At 32.2% G+C, this 23,397-nt stretch carries 21 protein-coding genes; all 21 read right to left on the bottom strand.

The window, feature by feature from the left end; all coding sequences use genetic code 11:
* Positions 1–124: 124 nt before the first annotated feature.
* Positions 125–1,531, bottom strand: coding sequence for a DUF2142 domain-containing protein (locus tag IAE52_RS09890; RefSeq protein ID WP_052062129.1), 1,407 nt, complete (start codon positions 1,529–1,531; stop codon positions 125–127).
* Between the two features lie 9 nt (positions 1,532–1,540).
* A complete protein-coding gene (locus IAE52_RS09895) occupies positions 1,541–3,235 on the bottom strand; it encodes a hypothetical protein (protein WP_033899102.1) in 1,695 nt (564 codons plus the stop codon).
* Between the two features lie 25 nt (positions 3,236–3,260).
* Positions 3,261–4,688 carry an oligosaccharide flippase family protein gene (locus tag IAE52_RS09900; protein WP_023190018.1) on the bottom strand — a complete coding sequence of 476 codons (1,428 nt, stop codon included), beginning with the start codon at positions 4,686–4,688 and terminating at the stop codon, positions 3,261–3,263.
* Positions 4,689–4,699: 11 nt separating this feature from the next.
* The gene (locus IAE52_RS09905; RefSeq protein WP_109990589.1) at positions 4,700–5,782 is read right to left on the bottom strand and encodes a glycosyltransferase family 4 protein; all 1,083 of its coding nucleotides are present in this window, start codon (positions 5,780–5,782) and stop codon (positions 4,700–4,702) included.
* Positions 5,779–6,735, bottom strand: a complete 957-nt coding sequence (locus tag IAE52_RS09910) for a glycosyltransferase (RefSeq protein WP_023190020.1) — start codon at positions 6,733–6,735, stop codon at positions 5,779–5,781. The genes IAE52_RS09905 and IAE52_RS09910 overlap by 4 nt, the downstream gene beginning before the upstream one ends.
* On the bottom strand, positions 6,735–7,784 hold the full coding sequence (locus IAE52_RS09915) for an NAD-dependent epimerase/dehydratase family protein (RefSeq protein ID WP_023190021.1): 1,050 nt from the start codon (positions 7,782–7,784) through the stop codon (positions 6,735–6,737). Before IAE52_RS09915 ends, IAE52_RS09910 begins: the two co-directional genes overlap by 1 nt.
* 3 nt (positions 7,785–7,787) lie before the next feature.
* A complete protein-coding gene (locus IAE52_RS09920; protein WP_023190022.1) occupies positions 7,788–8,510 on the bottom strand; it encodes a 2-C-methyl-D-erythritol 4-phosphate cytidylyltransferase in 723 nt (240 codons plus the stop codon).
* Positions 8,511–8,512: 2 nt separating this feature from the next.
* Entirely contained in the window at positions 8,513–9,334 is an 822-nt protein-coding gene (locus tag IAE52_RS09925) for a phosphorylcholine transferase LicD (protein WP_058211808.1), read from the bottom strand.
* A complete protein-coding gene (locus IAE52_RS09930) occupies positions 9,331–10,326 on the bottom strand; it encodes a glycosyltransferase family 2 protein (protein ID WP_023190024.1) in 996 nt (331 codons plus the stop codon). Before IAE52_RS09930 ends, IAE52_RS09925 begins: the two co-directional genes overlap by 4 nt.
* 15 nt (positions 10,327–10,341) lie before the next feature.
* On the bottom strand, positions 10,342–11,328 hold the full coding sequence (locus IAE52_RS09935; RefSeq protein ID WP_033899115.1) for a glycosyltransferase family 2 protein: 987 nt from the start codon (positions 11,326–11,328) through the stop codon (positions 10,342–10,344).
* Positions 11,329–11,500: 172 nt separating this feature from the next.
* Entirely contained in the window at positions 11,501–12,547 is a 1,047-nt protein-coding gene (locus tag IAE52_RS09940) for a glycosyltransferase family 2 protein (RefSeq protein WP_109990588.1), read from the bottom strand.
* Between the two features lie 9 nt (positions 12,548–12,556).
* Positions 12,557–12,955, bottom strand: a complete 399-nt coding sequence (locus tag IAE52_RS09945) for a DUF2304 domain-containing protein (protein WP_033899195.1) — start codon at positions 12,953–12,955, stop codon at positions 12,557–12,559.
* Positions 12,955–13,683, bottom strand: a complete 729-nt coding sequence (locus IAE52_RS09950; protein ID WP_023190028.1) for a glycosyltransferase family 2 protein — start codon at positions 13,681–13,683, stop codon at positions 12,955–12,957. The genes IAE52_RS09945 and IAE52_RS09950 overlap by 1 nt, the downstream gene beginning before the upstream one ends.
* A 1-nt stretch (position 13,684) precedes the next feature.
* A complete protein-coding gene (locus IAE52_RS09955) occupies positions 13,685–14,428 on the bottom strand; it encodes a glycosyltransferase (protein ID WP_230584876.1) in 744 nt (247 codons plus the stop codon).
* A gap of 71 nt (positions 14,429–14,499) precedes the next feature.
* Positions 14,500–15,738: a glycosyltransferase family 4 protein gene (locus tag IAE52_RS09960; protein WP_033899125.1), complete on the bottom strand. Its 1,239-nt coding sequence runs from the start codon at positions 15,736–15,738 to the stop codon at positions 14,500–14,502.
* Between the two features lie 3 nt (positions 15,739–15,741).
* Complete coding sequence (locus IAE52_RS09965) at positions 15,742–17,094, bottom strand: DUF2142 domain-containing protein (protein WP_033899129.1); 1,353 nt, start codon at positions 17,092–17,094, stop codon at positions 15,742–15,744.
* Positions 17,087–19,129 (bottom strand): rhamnan synthesis F family protein, encoded by a 2,043-nt coding sequence (locus IAE52_RS09970; RefSeq protein ID WP_239449836.1) that lies wholly within the window; start codon positions 19,127–19,129, stop codon positions 17,087–17,089. Before IAE52_RS09970 ends, IAE52_RS09965 begins: the two co-directional genes overlap by 8 nt.
* A 28-nt stretch (positions 19,130–19,157) precedes the next feature.
* On the bottom strand, positions 19,158–20,339 hold the full coding sequence (locus IAE52_RS09975; protein WP_023163672.1) for an ABC transporter ATP-binding protein: 1,182 nt from the start codon (positions 20,337–20,339) through the stop codon (positions 19,158–19,160).
* Positions 20,340–20,353: 14 nt separating this feature from the next.
* The gene (locus tag IAE52_RS09980) at positions 20,354–21,163 is read right to left on the bottom strand and encodes an ABC transporter permease (protein WP_023163671.1); all 810 of its coding nucleotides are present in this window, start codon (positions 21,161–21,163) and stop codon (positions 20,354–20,356) included.
* Positions 21,164–22,102, bottom strand: a complete 939-nt coding sequence (locus IAE52_RS09985) for a glycosyltransferase family 2 protein (protein ID WP_109990587.1) — start codon at positions 22,100–22,102, stop codon at positions 21,164–21,166.
* Positions 22,092–23,300, bottom strand: coding sequence for a beta 1-4 rhamnosyltransferase Cps2T (gene cps2T / locus IAE52_RS09990; protein ID WP_033899138.1), 1,209 nt, complete (start codon positions 23,298–23,300; stop codon positions 22,092–22,094). Before cps2T ends, IAE52_RS09985 begins: the two co-directional genes overlap by 11 nt.
* Between the last annotated feature and the right edge of the window lie 97 nt (positions 23,301–23,397).

Consider the following 23,397-nt stretch of genomic DNA (forward strand, 5'->3'; position numbering starts at 1 on the left):
CCTGCTCCAACAATAAGATAATCATAATTTTTTTTATTAAATTTCATTTTTTCTCCTATTATCATGATATCACATATAAGTTGTGATTAAAAAGTTCTAATATAAATTTTCATAGTTTTTATCTTTACAAATAATATACACCAAAAAGTGTAGAAAACAGAAGTAAAAGATTTGTAAGTACCGCAGTACCAGCTACAAACAATAGTACACCTTTTGAACCATTAATTTTAATTTTAAATTTTTCTTGGCAAGTGATGAATAGAAGTAAAAACAAAGTAGGAGTAAAGTATCTCCCCTGTAAGCCCTGCATCTGGCCTAATATAGTTGCATTTCCAACTGGTGCTCCAGTGGGAGTATATGTCATATAGACATAATAAACAGCCATAACTCCTAATAAAAAGATGATAAAACTTGTCAATGAGATAAATTTATTTTTAATAAATTTATCTTCGGAAAGTAGCGTAGTGAACAATACAATGTACCAAATCATACTTACCCAAGCAGGCGTATAATTGATATTAGGATATGGTGAACCTAATAAATTATAGAATACAGAACTTACCGATAAGTAATCTCGTAAATTGACAGAATAATTAATTATAAATCTATAAATACTATAAAAAATCCCACCATGTTTCAAACTTAATAAAAAGAGTAAAATTGAAAGCAAGAGTCCAATTCCCACTAATAAAGTTATAGATATTCCTCTTTTATTTCTCCATAAGTAACTAAGAAACAAAGATATCTTACTGTATATTCTTGGGAAAATAAACATTATTATTAATACTGGTATGAAAAGTAACAAAACTTTAAAGTTAGTCTTTGCTCCAAAATAAATAGAAATTGAAGCCACCCCCAACTCTACCCATCTCCACCAGTTAATCTTTTGATCAACTAAACTATTAATAATTATAGCCATTAACCAAGCAACTAATATAAAACTCAGAGAATCATAAGATAAACTTGCAAACGAATTCAAAGTAACCGGAGTTAGAGATAAGGCTACAAAAATCATTTTCCCTTTTTTAACAAACTTAATTATAAAAAACATTAATAATGAGTTAATGAGTACTGAAAATAAGCGAGCCGTTGTTATCATAACACCAATTGACGGATAAATTTTATGTCCCAGCCATACTCCTATAGAAGGAATTAAATGACCCCAAAAGTTATAGGATTTTAAATTTGGATTCTCTGTTAATCCTTCTCTTGGTTGCTTACTCATTGGCATTTCAACTATTTTAGTTAAATAGTAAGTTTGAAAATAATCTCCCTGTTGATATGCTTTAATTTGTCGATCAATTCCAGTTCCTATTTCAGGTTCACCATAAGCCGAAATGTCATTTGACAAATTTGCCATGTTTGAACTTACTACATAATGATATTGACCATCTGGTTCATTGAAAAAGGGCATTCCTATTGCAAGGATCATACCGAGTAAGACACTAATAATAAGATAAACCTTGTGGACTTTACTTTTTTCCCCAACTACAGAAGAGGAAACAGATTTTTTTTCTTTTCTCTTTTTCATATCCACTCCTTATAATCTTCTATACTTTACCAATAAAATTACCACAGCTAAAATTAGTCCACCAAAAAAACTAATAGCTACAAAGATATAAATTGGAATAGTATTTCGCCCTTGTCTACTCCCATCTAATGTTAAATTACTATATTCATTAACACCTGGAGCATAATCAGGAATTTCTCCCGTAAGACCAATCAGGACATTACTTGGATTAGTTATTGAATTATCAACCATTAAGGAATTATTTGAAGAAAAATAGCTTCGGCTAAAAATAGAAAACTTAAAAATTTTATTAGAATCTGACAAATCAGTATTCGTATCAATACGATAAAGAAAATAATCGTCTCCTTGTGCTAGACCTAGAATCTGTATTAAGCTATTATTGATTTTTTCATTTTCTTTCTCATTAAAATTAAATCTTAAAACGCTCAGGGGAATTTTTTGAGGCTGATCACTTCCCAATATATATCGATTTCCACCTTCTAAAATTAGGGGATCTGAAGCCTGTGCTATATCCAGGTTATCAAACTTATTCCATTTTTTATTTTTGCCATATATCTTATAAGCACTACCATCTGTTTTAGCTAGTATAAATTTTCCACCTTCAGCAAACGCCGTAGCATTTTTTGTAGTCATTGCAAAATTTATACCTGCGATAATTAAATTAGGAGTTGAAGCCACACTTGAACTACCATCCTTATTTACAGAGATCGCTTGCAATGATGTATGAATCGGTTTATTTGTACTTACGTTATTTCCTTCAAGATTTACATGTACCGTGACACGCAATAATATATCACTTTGGGTTGGATTTAATGTGATATTGGCAGCAATCACTGGTTCAGAAGAATTGAATACCAGTGTATCGTTTAAAGTTGGATTCGTCACTATTGTTGCTGCCTCTGAGTTTTTTAAAACTTCTATCGAATCAAAGGAAAGATTTGATTTTGGTGGTAAAACCAAATTAATATTTCCTGATTGCTGCCACATATTTTTATTAATAGAAAGATTGAAACTAAATTTTTGATTAGTACCAACAACATACTGACCAAAGTTTGAAGCCAAAGCGCTTAACTTATTATCCGCCGTAAACTTTATTTTATCATCCACATTTACAAGATCTATCACAACTTTTTCAGAAGATTTTTGTATATTCGTAAGTTTAACAAAGTTGTTATTATTATCAAGAATTAACGTATAGCCTTTCATAATATTGGCTTTGGCTAAACCTTTGCTGTTTGTGAACTTATAAATAACATGTTCTGGATTCAAAAAGGGAACTGTGGTATTTGACTGATTAATTTCACTGATTAGCGATAAATTATCAACATTAATTAGGCCTGAAATTATTGAGCTCATTTCCTCATCTGTATGAGTAATACCTTGACCAATTTTTTGACCATTACTTAAAGCAATTACACCATTATTAGTGGTACTATTTGTATTTTGAGATGCTAATATCCAGGCTGCAGAGCTTCTAGCTTTCTTACTTATATTTCCACTTTTTATTTCTTGATAAGCACGATCAATGTTCATAGCACTATAAGAAGTATGAATTACGGGCATACCATTATTAGTAACTTGTAATTCAACATTCGTTTGTTCTGGTGGCAAAGTATTGGCAATAATTTTATTTTCTGTCACTAAAAATATTAATATAAAGGAGCAGATTAAAATCAAAAATTTTGTATTTATTTTTTTTTTCATAATGACTTTCAATATTTGGGATAGCTTATCTTTTTATAATTTTTTTGATATACGGACTAACTAACGAATTAGCTGGTGCACGTAATATGTATAAAGTTATTATATAAATTAATACTGCGATAATCGTTTGAATTAAATAATTTAATATACTAATTGGAAAATTCTTATTAACAAAATCCAAGAATACAAAAACAAAAGCTCCACCAATAATATACTTCCAAAGACCATGAAAAACTTCCTTAACTGTAAACAAATCCCTCAACTTCCATAAAATATATGTTGCTACACTAACTTCTGTCAATATTGTCGCTATTATAGCACCCATTGTTCCTAAAATAGGAATTAAAGTAAGATTGAAGAGTACATTCACTATAAGACCGACAACCGTTGACATCATATATTCATGCATTTTTTTTGCCGCTAACAAATACTGTGTACTTAGGGCATTTGTTAGTGCCAAGAAAAATATAGTTAATGAACCAACAGCAAGCAAAGAACCTACTGGAGCAAAGTTTTTACCAAAATAAAAGACAGCAAAAGTTTGACTGACACCTATAATACCAGAAATGCATAAGATAGAAATACAGTTTCCTAAATCTATTGATTTTAAAATAAGCGGTTTTACTTTTTCACTCTCACCAGATGAAAATAATCCTGATAAATGAGGTAAAAATGCGGAGTTAAAACTTGAAACAAGTGTCGCTCCCAATATAATGATCATATAGGTTTGTGTAAAGTATGCTACGCTATCAAGTCCAGAAAATATTTGAAGTAAATTTTTATTAAGTGAAGTGTAAATTGTAATAGATACTTGTGGAAGCAATAACATTGTTACTGGACGTAGATGTTGAAAAATATTGAGGGAACGAACTGGAATTTTCATTAACTCTCTTCGTAAAAAAGGCCAAACAGTTATATTGCCTATCAATGTTGAAAGAGCAAGTAATAAAATATAAAGCCATAAATCATTCGGTGTCCTGACAAAAACAAAAATAGCAACGGTTAAGAGTAATCTGATAATTGTATTACGAACAACTATAACCTTGAAGTTTTCAAGCCCCATAAAAAACCAAGAAACATCAAAAGCAACAGCTACCAAAGTAATTCCTTGAAGTAAAAAATATATTTCCCATTTATTTTGAAAGAAAATAAAAATTAAATATGCAACAAGTGCAACAGCTACAGTAATGAACTTTAAGCTTAATAGCTCATAAAATATGCGGCTTCTTGCCTCTTTATCCTTTTGATGATAGGCTATCTCACGATTACCATACAATGTAATACCCAGTCCACCAGCAAGTACAAAATACCCAAGCCAGGCGGCTGTGGATGAATAAATACCCACTCCTGTAGTTCCCAATGTTCTTGAAACATACGGCGCAGTTATCAAAGGTAAAATTAATATTAAAACTTGATAAACTGTATTATACATCATATTTTTTATTAACTTCATCAAATTATCCTCTAAATTTCACCATTTATTATTTTTATTAGCCGTTCTCCAGATTTATCTATTACATACTGTTTTACATCTTCATTTCCCTTGTGAGTTACAGCGATACGTTTCCCGTCATCTTTAAGCATTTCTATAATATTATCGACAAATTCTTTTTTATTATCAGGTTCAACTAAAATGCTATTAGCATCATTAGCATAATCTACTATGCCACCTATACGACTTGCAACAACTAATGCTCCTGATGCCATAGCTTCCATACCCGTTAAAACCCAGCCTTCTAAAACACTTGGAAGAAGATAGATTTTAGAAGAACCATAAATTTCTTCCCGGAGCTGTTTTGATGTGGCATTTTTAGTAAAATGAATCCAATCTTCTAGCTCCTCAATAGGATCATATGCACCAAATAAATGAACTTCAAGATTAGGAATAGTTTGTTTTACTTCTCTCAAAATTTCTAACCCAAGTTTTGTACGTTTTGTTTCTTGAGTATGATTTAAAAGACAAATAATATTTTTCCGATTTTCTATAGGATTTTCAAGAAAAAATTCATCATGATTATAGAAGTTTGGAAGATATTTAGGATCTGGTGCCCCCGCTTCCAATACTTTTTGTCGTAATTCTTTGGAAATAACAACATTTGTTAATCCTAAATTGTAAGTATTTTGAACAAACTCTTTTTTATTTCCAAAGCCTTCGGCTTCATAATTTTGAATAAAGTAGAATTTCTTTCCTTTCTCTTTGGGAAGCTTATGAACAAGAGAGGCAGTTTTAGCTCCAGTTGCAAATACAATATCTGCATCAGGAAAGTCTTTAGAAAGGATGCAATTGTAGTATGATTTAATTTCATTTTTCAAAGAAAACCAAGTTACCTTCGTTTCTCTTTTAGAAAATTTATATATGTGTGAATCTACCATACGTTTTAGAAAAGAATAACTTTTACCGTCACTTGGAGAGTAACTGTAACTGATAGAAACATCAAACCCCTGATCTACCAACCAATTTGCATATTGATAGACTATCTTAAAGCCACCAACTGCATGATTATAATTTGCTGGCATAACAAAATTAATTTTTTTATTTTCTCTCATTTCATTTCTTTCTTAAATCCAAAGATTATATCTCTGATTTGACTTGAACGATGCTCATAATTTTTCCAATCTTTGAATTGCTGCATTATCACCTTCCAAATACTTCCAGATTGTGCATTTTCTACTCTTCTTTTAGTGAACTCATAGTATTTTTGTTCTTCATGAGCTAAAGAGGATTTATTATCTTGAAGAACTTTATAAACTATTTCATAATATCCTTGATATTTTGCATAAAGCTCCTGGATATGAAGCTTTTTTGGTGATTTAAGCGTTACGACTGCTTTGCCGCTTGCATTTGACTCATGGCGATTATGAACTGCAACACATTCGTTCAGGTTATAACCAACTCCTAATAATCCAGCTAGACACTCAATAAGAGCGTCATGAGGGAGTAGGTTATAATCTTCTTTCCAATATTTTAAGAATCTACTGATAAATTCTTTTTTTATCGCCAAGGTCATACCTTGACGAAAACCAGCCTTATAAAAATGTTCAACAGGAAATTCTGAAAGTTCTTGATCATTGTTCTTAAAGATATAATTAGTTGGAACTGTCGCTTCACTAGTACTCACAGTAAATTCAGTATCAGCACTCAACACCTCAATTTCTTGATGCTTAGCTAATATCTCTAATTGTCGTTTATTTTTTCCCAAATTCCAAACATCATCTTGGTCTGATAAAAAAATAACATCTGCATCGGTATTTTGCGAGTCAATCAACAATTGGCGAAAATTCAAGCGCCAACCTAAGTTCTTTTGATTTTTAATGATATTCCATCCAACTAAGTCATTAGTTGCTATGTAATCTTTAACAAATTGAACCGTTCCATCCGTTGAACCATCATCACGTATGATAACATAATCAGGAGCAAGCACTTGATTTTTTATAGAATCTAATTGCTTTTCAATAAATTTCTCTCCGTTATATGTTGCCATCAGTACTGCTGTTTTCATTATTCAAAACTTTCTATTGTCTTTTTCAAGCCCGAGTCGAGATCAACTAATCTGTTCCAACCCAATTTTTCTATTTTAGACATATCCATCACTGTTCTACCGTCTGTACTATAAGCTGTACTTTGAGAAGTAGGAATATCAAACTTAACTTTTAATTTTTCATCAGGTAAAAGTGATACTAATTTTTGTGCCAAATCTCGTATTTGAATAGGTTCGTCTTCATTTGCAACATTATATGCTTGTCCAGAATCACCATTTAACAAAACTGTTAAGAGTGCTGTAGTTGCATCTGATATATAACAAAAGGCTCTTTCAGCAGTCCCTTCAGATTTTAGAATGATATCTTCATGATTAACAACATTCGAAATCAAATCACTCATGATACGTCCATCATTATTTATTTCCATACCTGGACCATAAGAGTGAGCAATTCGAGCTACAGTATATGGAATCTCATATTGTACAGAATAGCTTTCCAATAACGTTTCTGCCATTCGTTTACTTTCGGGATAACAGGCTCTTGGAGAAAGGATATCAAATCCCCCATAATCTTGTTCTGTTAATAGATTTTTAATTGATTTTCCATAAATTTCGCGTGTTGATAAGAAAAGAAAATTTTGAATTCTTTTTGTTCTTGCCAACTCCAATAAATTCATTGTTCCCAAAGTATTAGCTTTGATAATTCCTACAGGATCTGTTGAAATAAATTTCGGACTAGCGTTACTTGCCGCATGTATAATATAATCTATATCTTTTTCATAATCAAAGGGTTGAGTAACATCATGCTGAACAAGTTCAAAATATTCTTTTGATAAGCTTTGAAATTTAGCATTTGCTTTTTCCATGTTTCGAGCAGTACCAATAATTTTTGTTTGAAAATTTTTGTGAACATCTAAATAATAAATAACATAAGCTAAATAAGTAGCTAGCATTCCAGAAACACCTGTAATTAGTACAGTTTTTCCTCTTAGTTTTTCAAAATTAATATAAGATGAACTTACAATTTTTTTTAAATCTTCTTGAACAATTTTGTTTTCAAATGTAATCATTGATTATACTCCATAAATCTGACCTATTTCGCGTGCATCACACAGTGCTTTGAACATATAAAAATCATCTGGTGTTGTAATTTTTATATTTTCATATGGTCCTTCTACAATATGTAAGGTTTTATTATACATCCCCATAAGTGTGCTTGAATCAATTGCATCAGTAATACCTTTCGAAATTGCATCACGCTCAACTTTTAAAATATCTGAAAGATTAAAACTTTGAGGAGCTTTAGCAGTAAAAGAACGTGTTCTATCCACAACTTCTGAAACCTCCTGAGAGCCATTAACAAGTACAATTGTCTCTTTTGCAGGTGCTGTTGTTATAGCTGAACCATTTTTCTTAACACATTCAATATTATCACGAATAACTTTACTGTTAATTAACGGACGCACCCCATCATGTATCAAAACAACAGATTCTTTGCCTTCTGATATTTTTTCTGCCGCTTCAAGACCGTTAAATATTGATAGTTGTCCAGTTTCACCACCTGGTACAATTGCTTTAACTTTTTTTAAGTTGAATTTCTTAACTAATTCAGCCATATAATCTAAATACTCAGACAATATTACAACAACTACTGCATCCACTTCATCTGTTTCTTCAAATAAGTCAATGGTATGTACAATAATTGGTTTCCCATGAACTTCCAAAAATTGCTTAGGCTTATCTTTAGAATTCATTCGTGATCCTGTACCGCCCGCAAATATTAACCCAATATTCATTTTTAAACTTCTTTCCAATAAAAAGTAACATAATCATGATTTATTCGCTGACTTTCAGGAGGAAGTTGCATATAATCTCCATGAATTTGACGCAAATAACTATCATGATCAACAATTTTTCTCACAGTTAGATTCTCAAATTTAACTTCTTCATACTCTTCAAATATTTCAATTTGAAAATGTTCTTTATCGAAATAACGACTTGCAAGAAATCCAATTTGATTTGCACTAGAATCTAACTGATATCTTGACATGAAATCATCCACATCTCTTGCCACTTGCCTATTTTTTCCATGATATTTAAGATATTTTGGTCCTCGGAGAAAAAGACGAGCAAAAGAGTAGTACCACTTTGAACCACTTACAAATGCTGGAAAGGATGTTGAATATAAAATTTCCGCTTTATGCTGTGCTTCATGCATGAATTTAACTCTCTCCTCTTCTTTGGAGGGCATAGAGTCCATCGGGAAAATATCAATATTTACACCAATCTTGGGCCAAAGAAAGTCGAAACCAGACTTAGCTTGGTAAGTTTTTTTATTACAGAGTTTCGCATAGGGTTGAAAAGTCTCTTTAATTGAATAATGCCATAACTCCGCTTCCTCTTGATGGCTAAGAAGCTTTATAAGTTTGTCGTAATTTTTACGAGTTAGCATAATATCTATATCGTCATCCCAAGGGATGAACCCTTTATGTCTCACACTACCAAGTAATGATCCTCCACCTAGAGAGTATTCAATATCATTTTCACGACATACCTTGTCTACTAGATCTAATAGTTCAAGTTCAAGTTTTTTTATTTCATCTAATGAAACTTTATTCAAATCTTATCTCCTTTTGTATAAATTCTGGCAAATAAAGACATAAGACCTAGTTTATAGATACTAAAGAAAGTAGTTACAACTAATCTCACTTTTATTTCATCTCCTTTGGATCCTTTAATAATTGAAGTTAGTTTCAAAGCACTTGGAAGTCTATTTTCAAGTAATTTTTTTTCTTTATAAAATTGAGTAAGAAATCCTTCTCGACTTGCCTGTTTCCCCTGTCTAAGTAGTTGATGGGAGATAGCTTTAAACATGAAGTAGGAAAATTCTGGAGAATTTGTTAATTTAATAGCTCCAACGTCTAAAAATATTTCTAGCATCTCAACTGCTTTGTCAGTATTTTCTTCATTTCCTACTTTTAGCTTGGTACTTGAAAATGACACAGGATTGAATAACCAATTATAACCAATATAATCTATAAATCCATACTCCGCCCCCTGAGCAATAATGGATAAACAAAATGGAGTATCTTCAACAAACGTATTTTCAAAAAATAATATCTTTTTTCTTTTCAAAAAGTCTAAACGATAGATTCGATTACACGAGGACATAGTTGAGTACTTCGTATACCTCTGAGGTGAGCTAGGCGAATATATTCTCAGAACTTTACCTTCACTTGTAATTCTACGGAATCCCGAAATGATAACATCAGCATCTGTTTCCTCAGCCTTTTTAACATGTTTACTCAAAAAATCAACTTCATAATAATCATCTGAATCAAGAAATGAAATGTATTTTGAATCTGCCAACTCAATACCAACATTCCTTGCCTTACCTACGCCTTGATTCTCTTGATTAACGACTTTAATACAATTAGGGTATTTCTTCTCATATGAGTGAAGAATTTCAAGTGATTTGTCTGTTGATCCATCATTTATAGCAATAAGAATAAAGTTTTCCTGTCCTATATCTTGTGATAAAACGCTTTGTATAGATTTTTCTAGATAGATTTCTGTATTATAAACAGGCATTACGACTGTTATTTTTTTCATTCCTATTCTACTCTTTCATGTAAGTATTTTTTTTGCTAATCCCCTGATAAATTCATTATTATAAAGTAAGATTGACAATTTTAAATAACCTTTATATAAGTTGATATTCCAATATAAAGCTCTTCTTTGTTTGCTAATCGTTGCAAATTCCTGATTTTGTTGGAAAAGCTTATTAAAAAGAATCATTGAAAAATTTGAACCATCACGGATACACTTCATCATAATAAAATCATTTTCATTCATACATAATTTATAAACATAATTTAGTATCTCTGGATATTTTTCTTTTGCAAACTCTATTTGTATGCTATTTTTTTCAAAAATATCATAATTTTTTTGAGAAATTTTTATATTCGTTAGGCTTGAAACAACTTGTCGATAGTACCACAGTGGCTGATTTACAAGTACAATTTCATCAGCTTGCTCTATAACAGGTAATATGATGGAAGTATCCTCATGTATTGCCAAATTAGGAAAGCGAATATTTTCAAAAATATCACGACTATATAATTTTCCCCAAGGGCTAAAAGAGGGATAACCTGATGATTGCACAGCTTTTATCCTATTTATCATTTCACCCTTTATAGAAACTATCTCTATATTCTCATGATGGTCACTCAAAGTATCTTGAGTAGAATACCTTGCCATTGAAAAAACATGCGTTTTCCCCTTGATTGGCCGTAATAAAATTTCTATAGCATCCTTCGAAATCTTGTCATCAGAATCCAAAAACATAATATATTGGCCATCCATCTTATCTAGCCCATTATTTCTGGCCATTGCAACGCCTTGCCCCTTTTGATTAATAAGTTTAACTCTCTTATCCTTATTAACATAAGTCTCAGCTATATCCAATGAACGATCTGTTGATCCATCATTAATCAAAATAATTTCCAGATCTTTGTAGGTTTGATTAATAATAGATTCTAAACAATCATCCAAATATTTTTCAACATTATATATTGGGATAATCACACTGACTAAAGGTTTCAGATTCGCCATTTTATTTCCATTTCCTTGATTTTATATCTAAATCCAACAAGCTGACTAATAATCCTTTGCTTATCTACTTTATTTATCTTTTTCCGCATAACTCTAATACTACACGAGTCTTTTAGAGCAGCAAATCTTAGTCACTCTAAAACACGAGAATTAAACATATTAAGATAAATATTTAATTTCTCATTCTTTTTAAAGTTGTCAGTAAAGCTCGCTCTACACCTCTCCAAGCTTTCTGATTTTGCAGCATATTTCTCAGCTTTACCCCTGGTACGATCACGCCACCATTAGTACGAATCACCAGCTTAGACAAGTTTAGAACTTCTGGAATTTCTAGAATTCCTTCAGTCTTTAAATATGATGTAAAATCACTCGTTTCAGTTTTTCTCTCAACTTTATCAGGGATTGAAAGGTTAATTACATATTGAGCAAAAATCAATTCTGAGAAGCGCTGAATTAACACTTTTTTCACTGAATTTGATGAATTTTTAGGAAGATTTTTTATGAAATTCCAAATATGTTTTGTCATTTTTAAATGCATCGTTCTATTTTTTACCATGTTACCAATTGCCATGGATTGTGTCCCTGAGTTTGTACGGTAGACATAAACTGGATAATCCAAATAAACTGATTTCTTTACAAAAGGTAATGGATAACAAATATACTCAACGTCAACATAAAACATTTTTTCATCAATTTTTATATCATTATCTTTCAAAATTGAAGTTCTATATGTAATTGTATGCATGGGCGGAATTTTGATTTCTCCGATAATCTCCTCATGATCCATAATATGATTTGCCGAAATTTTTAATTCCATCATAAGTTTTTTTTCTGCTGTTACCTCATCATGTTCAAAATAGGGATTATTAATAAGATCTACATCAGATTTTTTAAGGAATTCAACCAGCTTGACAAAATTTTCTGTTACAACCCAATCGTCTCCGTCTACTACTTTAAAATATTTACCAGTTGCTTCTAAGATCCCACGATTTATAGTTGAACCGTGTCCTCCGTTTTCTTTATCAATTACACGAATTGAGTCAGGATATTTATCTGCCCATTTTTGTGCAACAGATACTGTATTGTCCTTTGACCCATCACTAACGATTAAAATCTCAATATCTGAGATAATCCGTTCATCAATAAGGTATGGTAGACATTCATCGATGTACTTTTCTGTGTTATACGAAGGTATTGTTACTGTTAAAATTTTACTCACTTGATTATTTTACTCCAAAGTTTTATTTATGTGGCTTACTTTTTTCTTTGTTTCATTATTGCCTAGTTCTGTGTCTTTCATATCTTTACGCAATAACGAAACTTCTTGAATCAGTGTTTTAATTTGCTTTTCTGCTGCTATTAGAGAGATTTGATAGCGTATTGAAATAACAAGAAGCATTCCAACCAACACAAAAAGTGCAAAGGAAGTTAATGTTGTCACCCCTAAAGCATAAGCGATTTTTGCCGCAAATTCTGAAAAAATTGCACCAAATAATATAACTAGTGCAAGAATAAACCATTTCAACATGTGCCGAACTTCAGCAAGATTTTTGCGAATAAGTCGGATGGTATAGATGAAAAAGAGAACGGCCAATATAATGGCTAAAATCCTTAATGGTAATGGCATCATGATTTCTTACCTCCCATAATTGCAGAAAAAAGTATAGCAAGAGATACACTTATCATATAGCTCATTCCTTTAAATAAATTAATGCTAGATGTCCCGGTTTCTCTTTCAAACATACGCACTCCCACCTCTTTTACACGAATGTTTTTTGCAAATAAATGCATATAACTCTCAGGTTCAGGATATTGACTTGGATAGCGACCCACAAACTGTGAAATGACTTTCTTATTTGCTGCTCTATATCCACTTGTAACGTCTTTTATTCTTATTTTTGAAGTCATGAATATTAAAGCAGATAATATTCTAATTCCTACCTGCCTTGTAGTTGAGGACTGAAATTCTGAATTACTATCTTCTAGGAAACGTGAACCCACTGTGAAATCTGCTACTCCGCTCAACAATGGTTCAATCAGACAGGGAAGGCTTTCAATATCATGTTGTCCATCTCCATCATACTGGATAGCAATGTCATAGCCCTTTTCCAATGCATACTTATATCCTGTCTGCACTGCTCCTCCAATACCTAGATTTTGAATCAATTCAACATGATTAATTTCATTTTTTCTAAGTATTTCTTCTTCGTTGTCCGTAGAACCATCATTGATAACAATATAATCAATCATATATTTTGATTTTATGCGATATTGTTCAACCTTTTGAACAACTTGCGTAATTCCCTCGGATTCATTATAAGCTGGTATAATTAATAATATTTTTGGTTCTACCATTTTATTTCTTTCCTAGTATTATTTTTATGAGTGCTTTTGCAGGGAAAGTATCCCCCTTAAGCCAACCTTTAACTATCATTCTAACATATTTCTTTCTAATTGAGTAGAGATGCTCGGGCTGATAGTTTTTATAGTAGTAGTATTCTGCTGTAAAAATTTTGATAAATCTTGATTTTGATAATTCTTCTAGACGTTGTACTGAAAGTTGATGATAAATCTTCTCATCAATCACTTGAATAATTTGACGATGTTTTCTTAATTGCCAAAAAATCCAATGGTCTAGATAGTCAAGGGGAAATTCTTTAGTAAATCCTCCTATTTTTGTCATGAATAATTTTGATAAGACAAGCCCACTAGAAATACCAGTAATATCTTCATCGTAGTTGCCAGCTTTTTTAGGATACTTCAAATTCTTTATTGTTTCACTAGATGTAGGAGATATTTGGATTTCTTTATCAAAAATTTGTGGACAAATAGCACTGACTTGTGAGCGCCCTAAGTCTTCAAATACTTTGTATATATAGGTTTCCGTTATCCTTGTATCATCGTCTAACAGCATAAACCACTCATCTTTTGTTTCTCGTAAAGCATATTGGTAGGCTATTCGTGTCCCACGTTCTTCATTATCTTGATTATAATAATATACAATAGACGAAAAGTCATTTGGTTTTTTTTCACTTGAAAAATCAATTGAACCATTATCAAAGATAATAACATTTAGAGATTCTTTAATAGAACTTTTCATATTATTTAGTTGCTTGTAACTTACAGTTTCAGTATATTTTGTACTATATGCAACTAGACAGATTGTCAACTTCATCGTAATATCCTCATTTTAATGAGCACGTTTTTAATCATGTATTTAGCTTTCGCAATAAAACTTTCAGAGTTATTATCATTAGTTGTCAATATTTTTTCCAAATGCCTAATACTCTGATTATTTAAATCGTAATTTACTTCTAAAAGTTTTATAACTTCTTGATAAGCATTTTCTACTGAATAAATTGCTTTAATATCCTTCAAAACTGATAAAGACTTTTGTTTTTCTAAATCAAAAGCATTCAAGGTATTTGAAATTAATTTTGTTAGTTGATTCACGTTGCCACTATCATAAAATTGCCCAAACCCAAAAATATCATATGCTGACAGATGACCTGGGTTACTTGAAACAATGCTGGGAACTCCATGTAGTAAAGCCTCTACATAAACTAATCCAAAGGTTTCCATTTTTGATGGACCAATGAAAATATCTTTGTCTGTTACCATTGACCATGGTTGAGCTTTGGGACCAGCGAGAGTTATGTTTTTAATTTTATTTTCTTTAATAAAGTTGACAACTTTTTCTTTATAATCTTTATCAAAGTTTCCGATTAGTACTAATTCAACTTCTGGATCATCTAATCTATGAAAAGCTTCAATTAATTCCAGTTGATTTTTACGTTCTGTTAATCTCCCTACTGATATAAGACGAGTTTTATCTCCTTCTCGTAAATTTTCATTTGTGGTTTGGGTATAAGGATAAAAACCATAGATTTTACGATTGGGGATTAAATTTTGTAGTTTTTCTTGGAGGCGTCCTTGAACAGCAAAAATTTCTGTTGAGTATTCATTAATAAAATCCAGTTTGTCTAAATAATATGAAAATTCACCTTCTGGAAATTCGTGAATAATCCAAAAATGTGGAATTTTTTTAATTGCTGCGACTAAAGCTCCTTGGAACATGTTTACAGAATTTGTAACTATTAAATCAATTTTTTCTTCGTCAACAATTTTTTTAATTTTATTAAGATGTTCGCGATAATAGTGATAAAGTTCCCTTTCAGTTCCTTGGATAGGACCAGGTGCATCTTCCCACCACCACTTTACCGCATTTAACATATAATTTTTAATACCAGCTTTTTCAAAAGCTTCTATATAGGGTTTATCTCCTGAGGCTTGAGTCACGTTTACAACGTTAAAGCCTTGTGATTTAAGCTGCTTTTGCAACTCAAATATCGAAATTTCTGCCCCATTATCTAGTGTACCCGTTGGGGAAACAAATAAAATGTTTTTCATAAATTAACCTTTTGAAAACCAGAACACAATCGTCAATATAATGAATAGTGATAAATTTACAAAACATAATCCAAAAGCCATTAATTTTCGATAAGTTCCAGTTATTTCTACTTTTACTTTCTCAGAAATTTTCATGAAAAGCGGAAGTAAATAAATTAGAAATGGTGTATAATATCGTCCTTGCTCACCAATACTCACGTTCCCTTTCCCACCAGTCCAGCCAAGATACATCATAGTTCCAGTAAGAAGTATATTAAAGACAAAAATACAACTACTGATGAAAATTACTCGATTATCTATTTTTACTTTTTTATCACTTAGCATCAGCCATGACAAAATAACAAAAGTCAGGATAATGAGCCATTCTGGTAAACGATAACTGAACGCACTAAAGGCTCCTACCATACCTGATACAATTATAGGATCTAAATTTCCGTTCATCCACGTTGCAAAATAAGTATTAAACATAATGTGTGCCCATCTCACAAAACCTCCGTGAGATTGAAAGAGAAAACGAAATATTACAAAACTTCCAATAACTAATACAAGTAGGACTAACCATTTGCGCTTATTCCAAAAGCTCCAAAAACGATGACTCAAAGTCTGGATTTTTTTATTATTAAAGAATGTTGTGGGGAGTGTCAACAGTAGGGATAATAAAATTAATGCAGATTTTTTCGTCAAATAAAACCCTAATAAAATTAAAGGAAAGTAGATTACCCACTTCCAAGAAATTTTATGTTGTCCTGACCAAATTCTTGTCATTAATGAAAATACAAGAAATACAGTTACAAAAAGTGTTGTATCATAAGAGAGTGAGGCTGCTTGCTGAATAGTAATAGGAAAGAGAGCAATTACGCTTATAGGGAGCTTCCCGAAAGCCGCTTTTTTAATTGCAATATAAATCAATCCTATATAAAAAAGTAAGTTAAATACTCTTCCTAAAAAAAACATTAAACCATAACTTGGGTAGATCAGGTATCCAAGTAAAACTCCCAAAGCTTGGGGAAGATGTAGCAGGCTCTCTTTATTAAATTTAATTCGAAAATGGGACTGTTCTAAAACTTCCACTTTACGTGTAAAGCTAAGTTTAAATAAATCATCTGCACTACCAGCGACTGATGTATCTCGAATAGCAAATAAGTCTTCAGCCCCTAAAAGTCGTTGCTTAGATGGGGTATTTGCAACATTTTTCTCCATCTCTTTATTGCTAAGAAACTCATTAAAACTTATATTAAAATGATAAGTTTCATCAGGTACGGAAGCAACCGGCATAATTATAGCTGCTATCAAACCAAAAAATAATGAAAAACTGACAAAAAGAGTAGTAATTTTGATATTTTTTAACTTAGCCATGAATTGCCTCTATAAATTCATCCTTATGTTTCGTTGTTTTACAAGTACTAATGGCTTTTCTTTTAGCATTAATACCTAAAACTTCCAATTTAGTTTTATTATTAACTAAATCCCTCAACTGTTCATACCACATGCCATCAGCTACTAGAACTCCTGTGGTTCCATTGGTTATGATATCAGAAAAACTTCCTATATCACTCGCTACTGTAGCGACACCTACTAAAGATGCTTCTAACCATTTAATTTCAGATTTTGCTCGGTTAAACACGGTATCAACTAGTGGCGCAAGATTAATATCCATATCTGAAACCAAAGAAGGCAAAAGAGTCCAATCTACGAAATCATGAATGACAAGTTGCTCTTTGTAGCGTTTCATTTCATCAGGAATTGTCAAATGGCCTACTAAATGTAGTTCTGTTTGAGGGAACTCTTTTAAAATCTTTAGAATAGCAGACCTAATTAAATCAAAGTTTTCATTATGTGTAATTGAACCTGAAAAATATCCAATTTTTATTTTTTTCTTATCTTTGATATTTTTAGTGATGGCTTGTTTGCTGATTGATATTAGCTCTTCGCTTGCTAAATTACGGTTAAGATAAACTGGTTTTCCTAATTTTGATAACTCATTTTTTAAATCAGTTGTTGAGGTAATAAAAGCATCACATAACTTCATTAATTTACCATAACTTCTTACACCCGAGTCATAGGCTTCTTTCTCTTGTTTGCCTAATGTTTTTACGTATTCTAGTTGATCTGTATAACTAGTATCATAGACCAAGTCATCAATATCATAGAAAACAGGTTTGTTATATTTATGAGCTAGTTCAACCAATTTCTTAAATTGTTCACTATAAGGGGTACGATAAATGATAATCTGACTCGCGTATTCTGCGTAGCCCATTTGAAAATCACTTGCATTAACAGTCCAAACATCATGACCGAAACTTCGGAGCTGCTCGGCTTTATTAATGACACGATATCTAGTACATTGCGGAATTTGATTTTCAACTCCATCTATTATTAAAATGTGTTCAGGATGAGGAGTATGTTTAATGGTGTTAATTACTTCATCAAGAATTTCTTTTGGAAACTCTGTTTCATTTTTAATATAATTAATTAAATCAGGTACTTCTGTTTTTCTTTCTAACCCTTGCCATGCAAACTTATCATCTGTATCATTTGAAAACGCTGTGTACTTAACTAGCGGAACATCAAATTTTTTGAGCATTGTTAATGGATGGATATACATAGCAGAATCTTCATTATTCCCAGCAACTGCCCCATGAATAAAACCTAAATCCGAAAAATATTTGGTGAAAACCGTTTCATGTTTTCCAATTGCTTTATTCCGAGAATCTGTATCAGATAAATTTTCCCAATACTGTAAAAACTCAGGGGTTTGGAACATGTTTTTTTCAATTACTAAAAAATAGGATTGGAGGTGTTCATGGATTGCACCATAGGGATTAAAACCTGTGAAATCTGCTTGTTTTTCACCATAAGATATCCCCCAAAAATCTAATTTTTGAGTAGACATTTTTTGAAAAACTGCTGATAGATCCTTCATTGGGCCAACATTGGTATCATTAACCAAAAGTAGTTCATCAAAGTTCGCTAATTCATCTTTTAAAAGTAAGATTCCATGGCGAAACGCAGCTGTATCATAACCTGTATTCTCTCTACTGATTACCTGACCAAATTCTTCTAACTTTTTAACATCAGTATCAGCAAGAGTGCTATTTAAAACAATTAAAACTTTATCAGAAAGGTCTGCGAGAGCTTTTAAGAAAAATAATTTGTAAGATTGTAGTTGAGGTTGATCTTCATAAATTACATAAATTAATACCCGTTTAGGATTTTCATAATTATTTAATCGACGAGTCTTTTTACGTTTATTTTTATTTATTTGCAGCTGTAAACTTTTTAATGGATGAAAATGTTTCTGAGTCTTCCGCAAGATTTTGCCTGGCGCTTTAACCAATAGTCCCGGATTTTTAGTTAAAACATATTTCATTCGTTCAAGATTTGTTGGCACTGTTTCTACCTCCTTTCCTTTTATTGTTTCAGAGCGTTTTCAGAAGACTAGCTGCCTCTTTATCTTCAGGGTTACGATAGATAAATCGAATATCCTCACCAGGTTGAGTCACCGCTATAACCTCAGTTTGAGATAATGGGTTATCATTTTCCCAATCGGATGGATCTTTACGAAGCGTCGCCCCTAACTGAAACTCTGTATTATGAAAATTTTCCATCGGAATTTCTGCAGAAACACTCTCGCCAATTTTAACTTCTTGTGCTGGGGATTCATAAGCCGCTCCCCCTCGGGTAGCATCATAAAGAAAATATGATAGATAAAGTCTTTTTTCTGCTTTGGTCTGCTCTGAGTTTGCTTCAAAATGTACAGTAAAAGATAACTTGTCACTTGTTTTTGTTAATAAAGTCTTAGAATCAGTAGTTAACCAAACTCTATCAGCTAAAGCATCATGTTCAGCATGCTGAGTTACTTTCAAATTATCAGCTGAGTACAAATTTGTTACATGTTGAACATCTGTATTTTCAGCTGCAAAGCCATCCGAAATATAAACTGCTTTATTACAATAACGTTGAACAGCGCTCATATCATGCGTCACTAAAATAACTGTTTTCGACTTATCTTTTTTGGTTTCAACAAAAAATTCATTACATTTGCGTTGAAAAGCTTCATCCCCAACAGCCAAGACCTCGTCGAGAACAAGAATATCTCCTTTTGCCTTTATAGCAACAGAAAATGCCAGTCGAACTTGCATTCCACTGGAATAATTTTTTAATTTTTGATTCATAAATTCACTAAGTTCAGCAAATTCAACAATTTCATCATACATTTCACCAATTTCTTCTGGAGAAAAGCCTAGCATAGCTCCATTAAGAAATACATTTTCACGTCCAGTAAGTTCTGGATTAAACCCTACACCAAGTTCAATAAAACTGACTAGCTTGCCATTAACAGTCACATTTCCTTTTTCTGGCGTATATATTTGTGAAATAATTTTTAAAAGTGTTGATTTTCCGGAACCATTTCGACCTACGATACCAAAAAAATCCCCTTTTTCTACTTCAAAGTTTATATCTTTTAATACGTGTTGTTCTTTATATCCCTTGACTCCACGGAGCCTATTGATTAAGGTAGTACGAAGACTTGTTGAACTTTCGGTAGGGAGTCGAAAATATTTACTGACATGATCTATTTTTACTGCAATTTCAGACATTTTTTAGCTCCTTATTAAATAATTTCAGCAAACTTGTTCGCATGCTTCATGAAAAACCAATATCCAAAAGCAAAAACGAAAATTGGTATAAGATATGGAAGTATAATAACCCAAGAGTGATCCCAAAGTTGCCAAAGTGTTGGATTTGTATTGTTACTAAAAGTCAAGATATAGCGCAAATCCTGAATAATTTGAGCCATTGGATTAAGCATGAGAATTTTTGCAACAAATAAATGGTTTGTGGAAATTTGTGTGATTGGGTAGATAATTGGGGTTCCATAAAATCCTGCTTGCATTATTACTTCCCAAATTGGTCCTAAATCACGGAAATATACAAATAATGTTGATAAAATAAAAGCTAATCCGGTAGTAAACAGAATCAATTCAATAAGTAAAGGGACAACAAAAATGATATTCCAACTAAAAGAAACACCATTGATAATTGCAAATCCCAAAACAACAATAAGAGAAATAATAAGATTAATCAAAGCATTTATAACTACCGAGAAGATAATGACAGGTTTCGAAAAATTGACCTTTCTTAATAAATCGACTCTACTGACAATGGATAACATTCCAACATTTGTCGCTTCACCAAAGAAATTCCAAACCGTAATCCCTAGTAAAAGTGCTACAGCAAAGTGGGGGGTACTCGCTCCAAATCTCATAAAACGTACAAACACTAAGTACATAATTACAAAGAGTAAAATAGGTTTCAAAACTGACCATAAGTATCCAATAACAGATCCTTGATACCTTAATTTAAAGTCAGTTTTAACAAGCTCTTTAAGTAGAATTTGATTTCTACGGCTGAAGAAATTCATTTATTTTTTTCCTTTATATGCAAATTTTGTGATGATAAGTGTGCGAAAGATTCTTGTATGATAATTTTTATTTTTACGTAAATTGTATCGATCAAGAATTTGTCGACGCTCTGCTTTGGGTTGTTTTAAAATATTGACATAATCACTGACAAGTGCTCTATCAGCTTCCGACATTAGTGACAAATTTTCTGTCAGTAATTTTTGAGCTTGTTTTTGACTGGCTGTAATGAGCCACCAATATTTTTCAAACCATAAGTTTGGGTGTATCCATTTTTTTATCCGTTTTGAGAGGGTTCTTGCTCCCAAAACATTAGAATCGTGCTGACGATAAAGATGAGTAGGTTGGTCAATATAAACCAACTCACCGAGTGCAGCTGCTACAATTGCCAAATACCAATCATGCATAATAATATCATTTGTGCTTTGCCAAAGTTGTGCAAGCTCATGATTAATCATACTCGCTCCACCTGTGACCGTATTTTCAGTCAATTCTTGAACAAGTTTTGTATTTGCATGGTCAGACTGACCACGTATCATGGATTCCGAAGTCACATTAAGGTTTCTGTCAGTAACTTTCAAATCTGTATAATACATGACCGGTTTACTATTATCATGTTTCTTAGTTTCTTCTAGCATTACTGACAGCTTCTCTGGCAACCAATAATCATCTTGGTCAGCAAAAAAATAGAAGTCAGCATTGTTATTATCTGTTACAAGCTCATGAAAGGATTTAATCACCCCAACATTTTCAGCTCGAATTAATTTAATTCTGTTGTCTTTACTGACAAAATCATCAACAATTTTGCAGGTTCTATCAATTGAACCATCGTCACGAATGATTAAATTCCAGTCAGTATAAGTTTGTTTTTGAATACTCTCAATCTGATCAGCGACGAACTTCTCGCCGTTGTAGGTTGACATTAAAATATTAACTCTCATCTCCGCCTCTGGCTAGGTTCTCCATTTTTCTTAAAGGCTCAGACTCATCAGTAAACTTTGGAGCGAAAAGGTCCTCATATTGAGCACAAATATGCTCCCAAGTATATTTTTCTTCGATAATTGCCTGAGCTTTTTCGTGTAATCTTTGACCTTCATCTGGGGTCAAATTTTCAACTTCTGACAAAGTTGTCAGTAAATTTTCCTTGTCAAAATAAATGACGGAATCGCCTGCTGTCGTCCGGTTGAAATTGACTCCTAAAACAACATTGACCGCTGTTGACCACATGGCCTCAAGCAATCCAGGATTTGTCCCCCCTACCTCATGACCATGTAAATAAGCAAAGGCATGTTCACGAATATATCTCAATTCGTTTTGATTATAGACTGTTCCAACAAATTTAATTCGTGCATCCTTGTCGAATTGCGTTTTTTCGCGCAATTCTTTGAAGTAAGCATTGCCTTCATGATTAGTAATAATCACAAGGTCTCGTTTTGTTGAACTTTTCATGAAGGCTCTAATTAGCGTTTCATAATTATTTTCAGGCACAAAACGCCCTACAATCAAATAATAATCATTAACTTTATATTTTACCAGAGTTTCTGATTCTGTCAAATCGGACTTGAACTTTTCTGTTCCATAAGCAATCACTTCTGATTCAACTTGTCCATATTCACTTGTTAAATATTCTTTAATTCCTGCGTTATCTGAAATAATCAAATCAGCATATCGCACCATTTTTTTCTCAGCAAATTTCAAATAAGAACGAATTGGTGCTGCCCACTTGGTTCTTTTCCATTCCAATCCATCAGGATTGACAAATAATTTTCCACCAAGTTTATGGATTTTATTAGCATAATGGCCAATAAATCCACCTGCTGTATTCCCAAGAATATAAAAAATAGGCGCTTTGATTTCTTCTTTTTTACAATATTTAAGTGCCGCATTAATGGCTAAAATATCATAAGCAATCACACGTGCTGAACCAATTTTGGGTAACTTAATTACAAAACAATCTGCTCCAAGATACTCAAAATGTTCTCCAGGTAGTGCCATGTCTGAATTCTCACTTTGACAAGCTACATGATATTTTATATTTTTATTATTTTGATGTTTGACGAGTTCTTCAACAAATGTTTCAAACCCTCCATATTTCGCTGGTAAGCCACGGCTACCAATGATAAAAACGTGTTTTTTCATGTTGTTCCTTTTACTCACTAAAATTTATTTAGTGATTATTTCAGCCTCTCAAAATGAGAATTCTGTCAGTACTGACGAGCTTTTGCAGGTCGCTGAC

The organism is Lactococcus sp. S47, assembly GCF_016517475.1.
Taxonomy (GTDB): Bacteria; Bacillota; Bacilli; order Lactobacillales; family Streptococcaceae; genus Lactococcus; species Lactococcus lactis.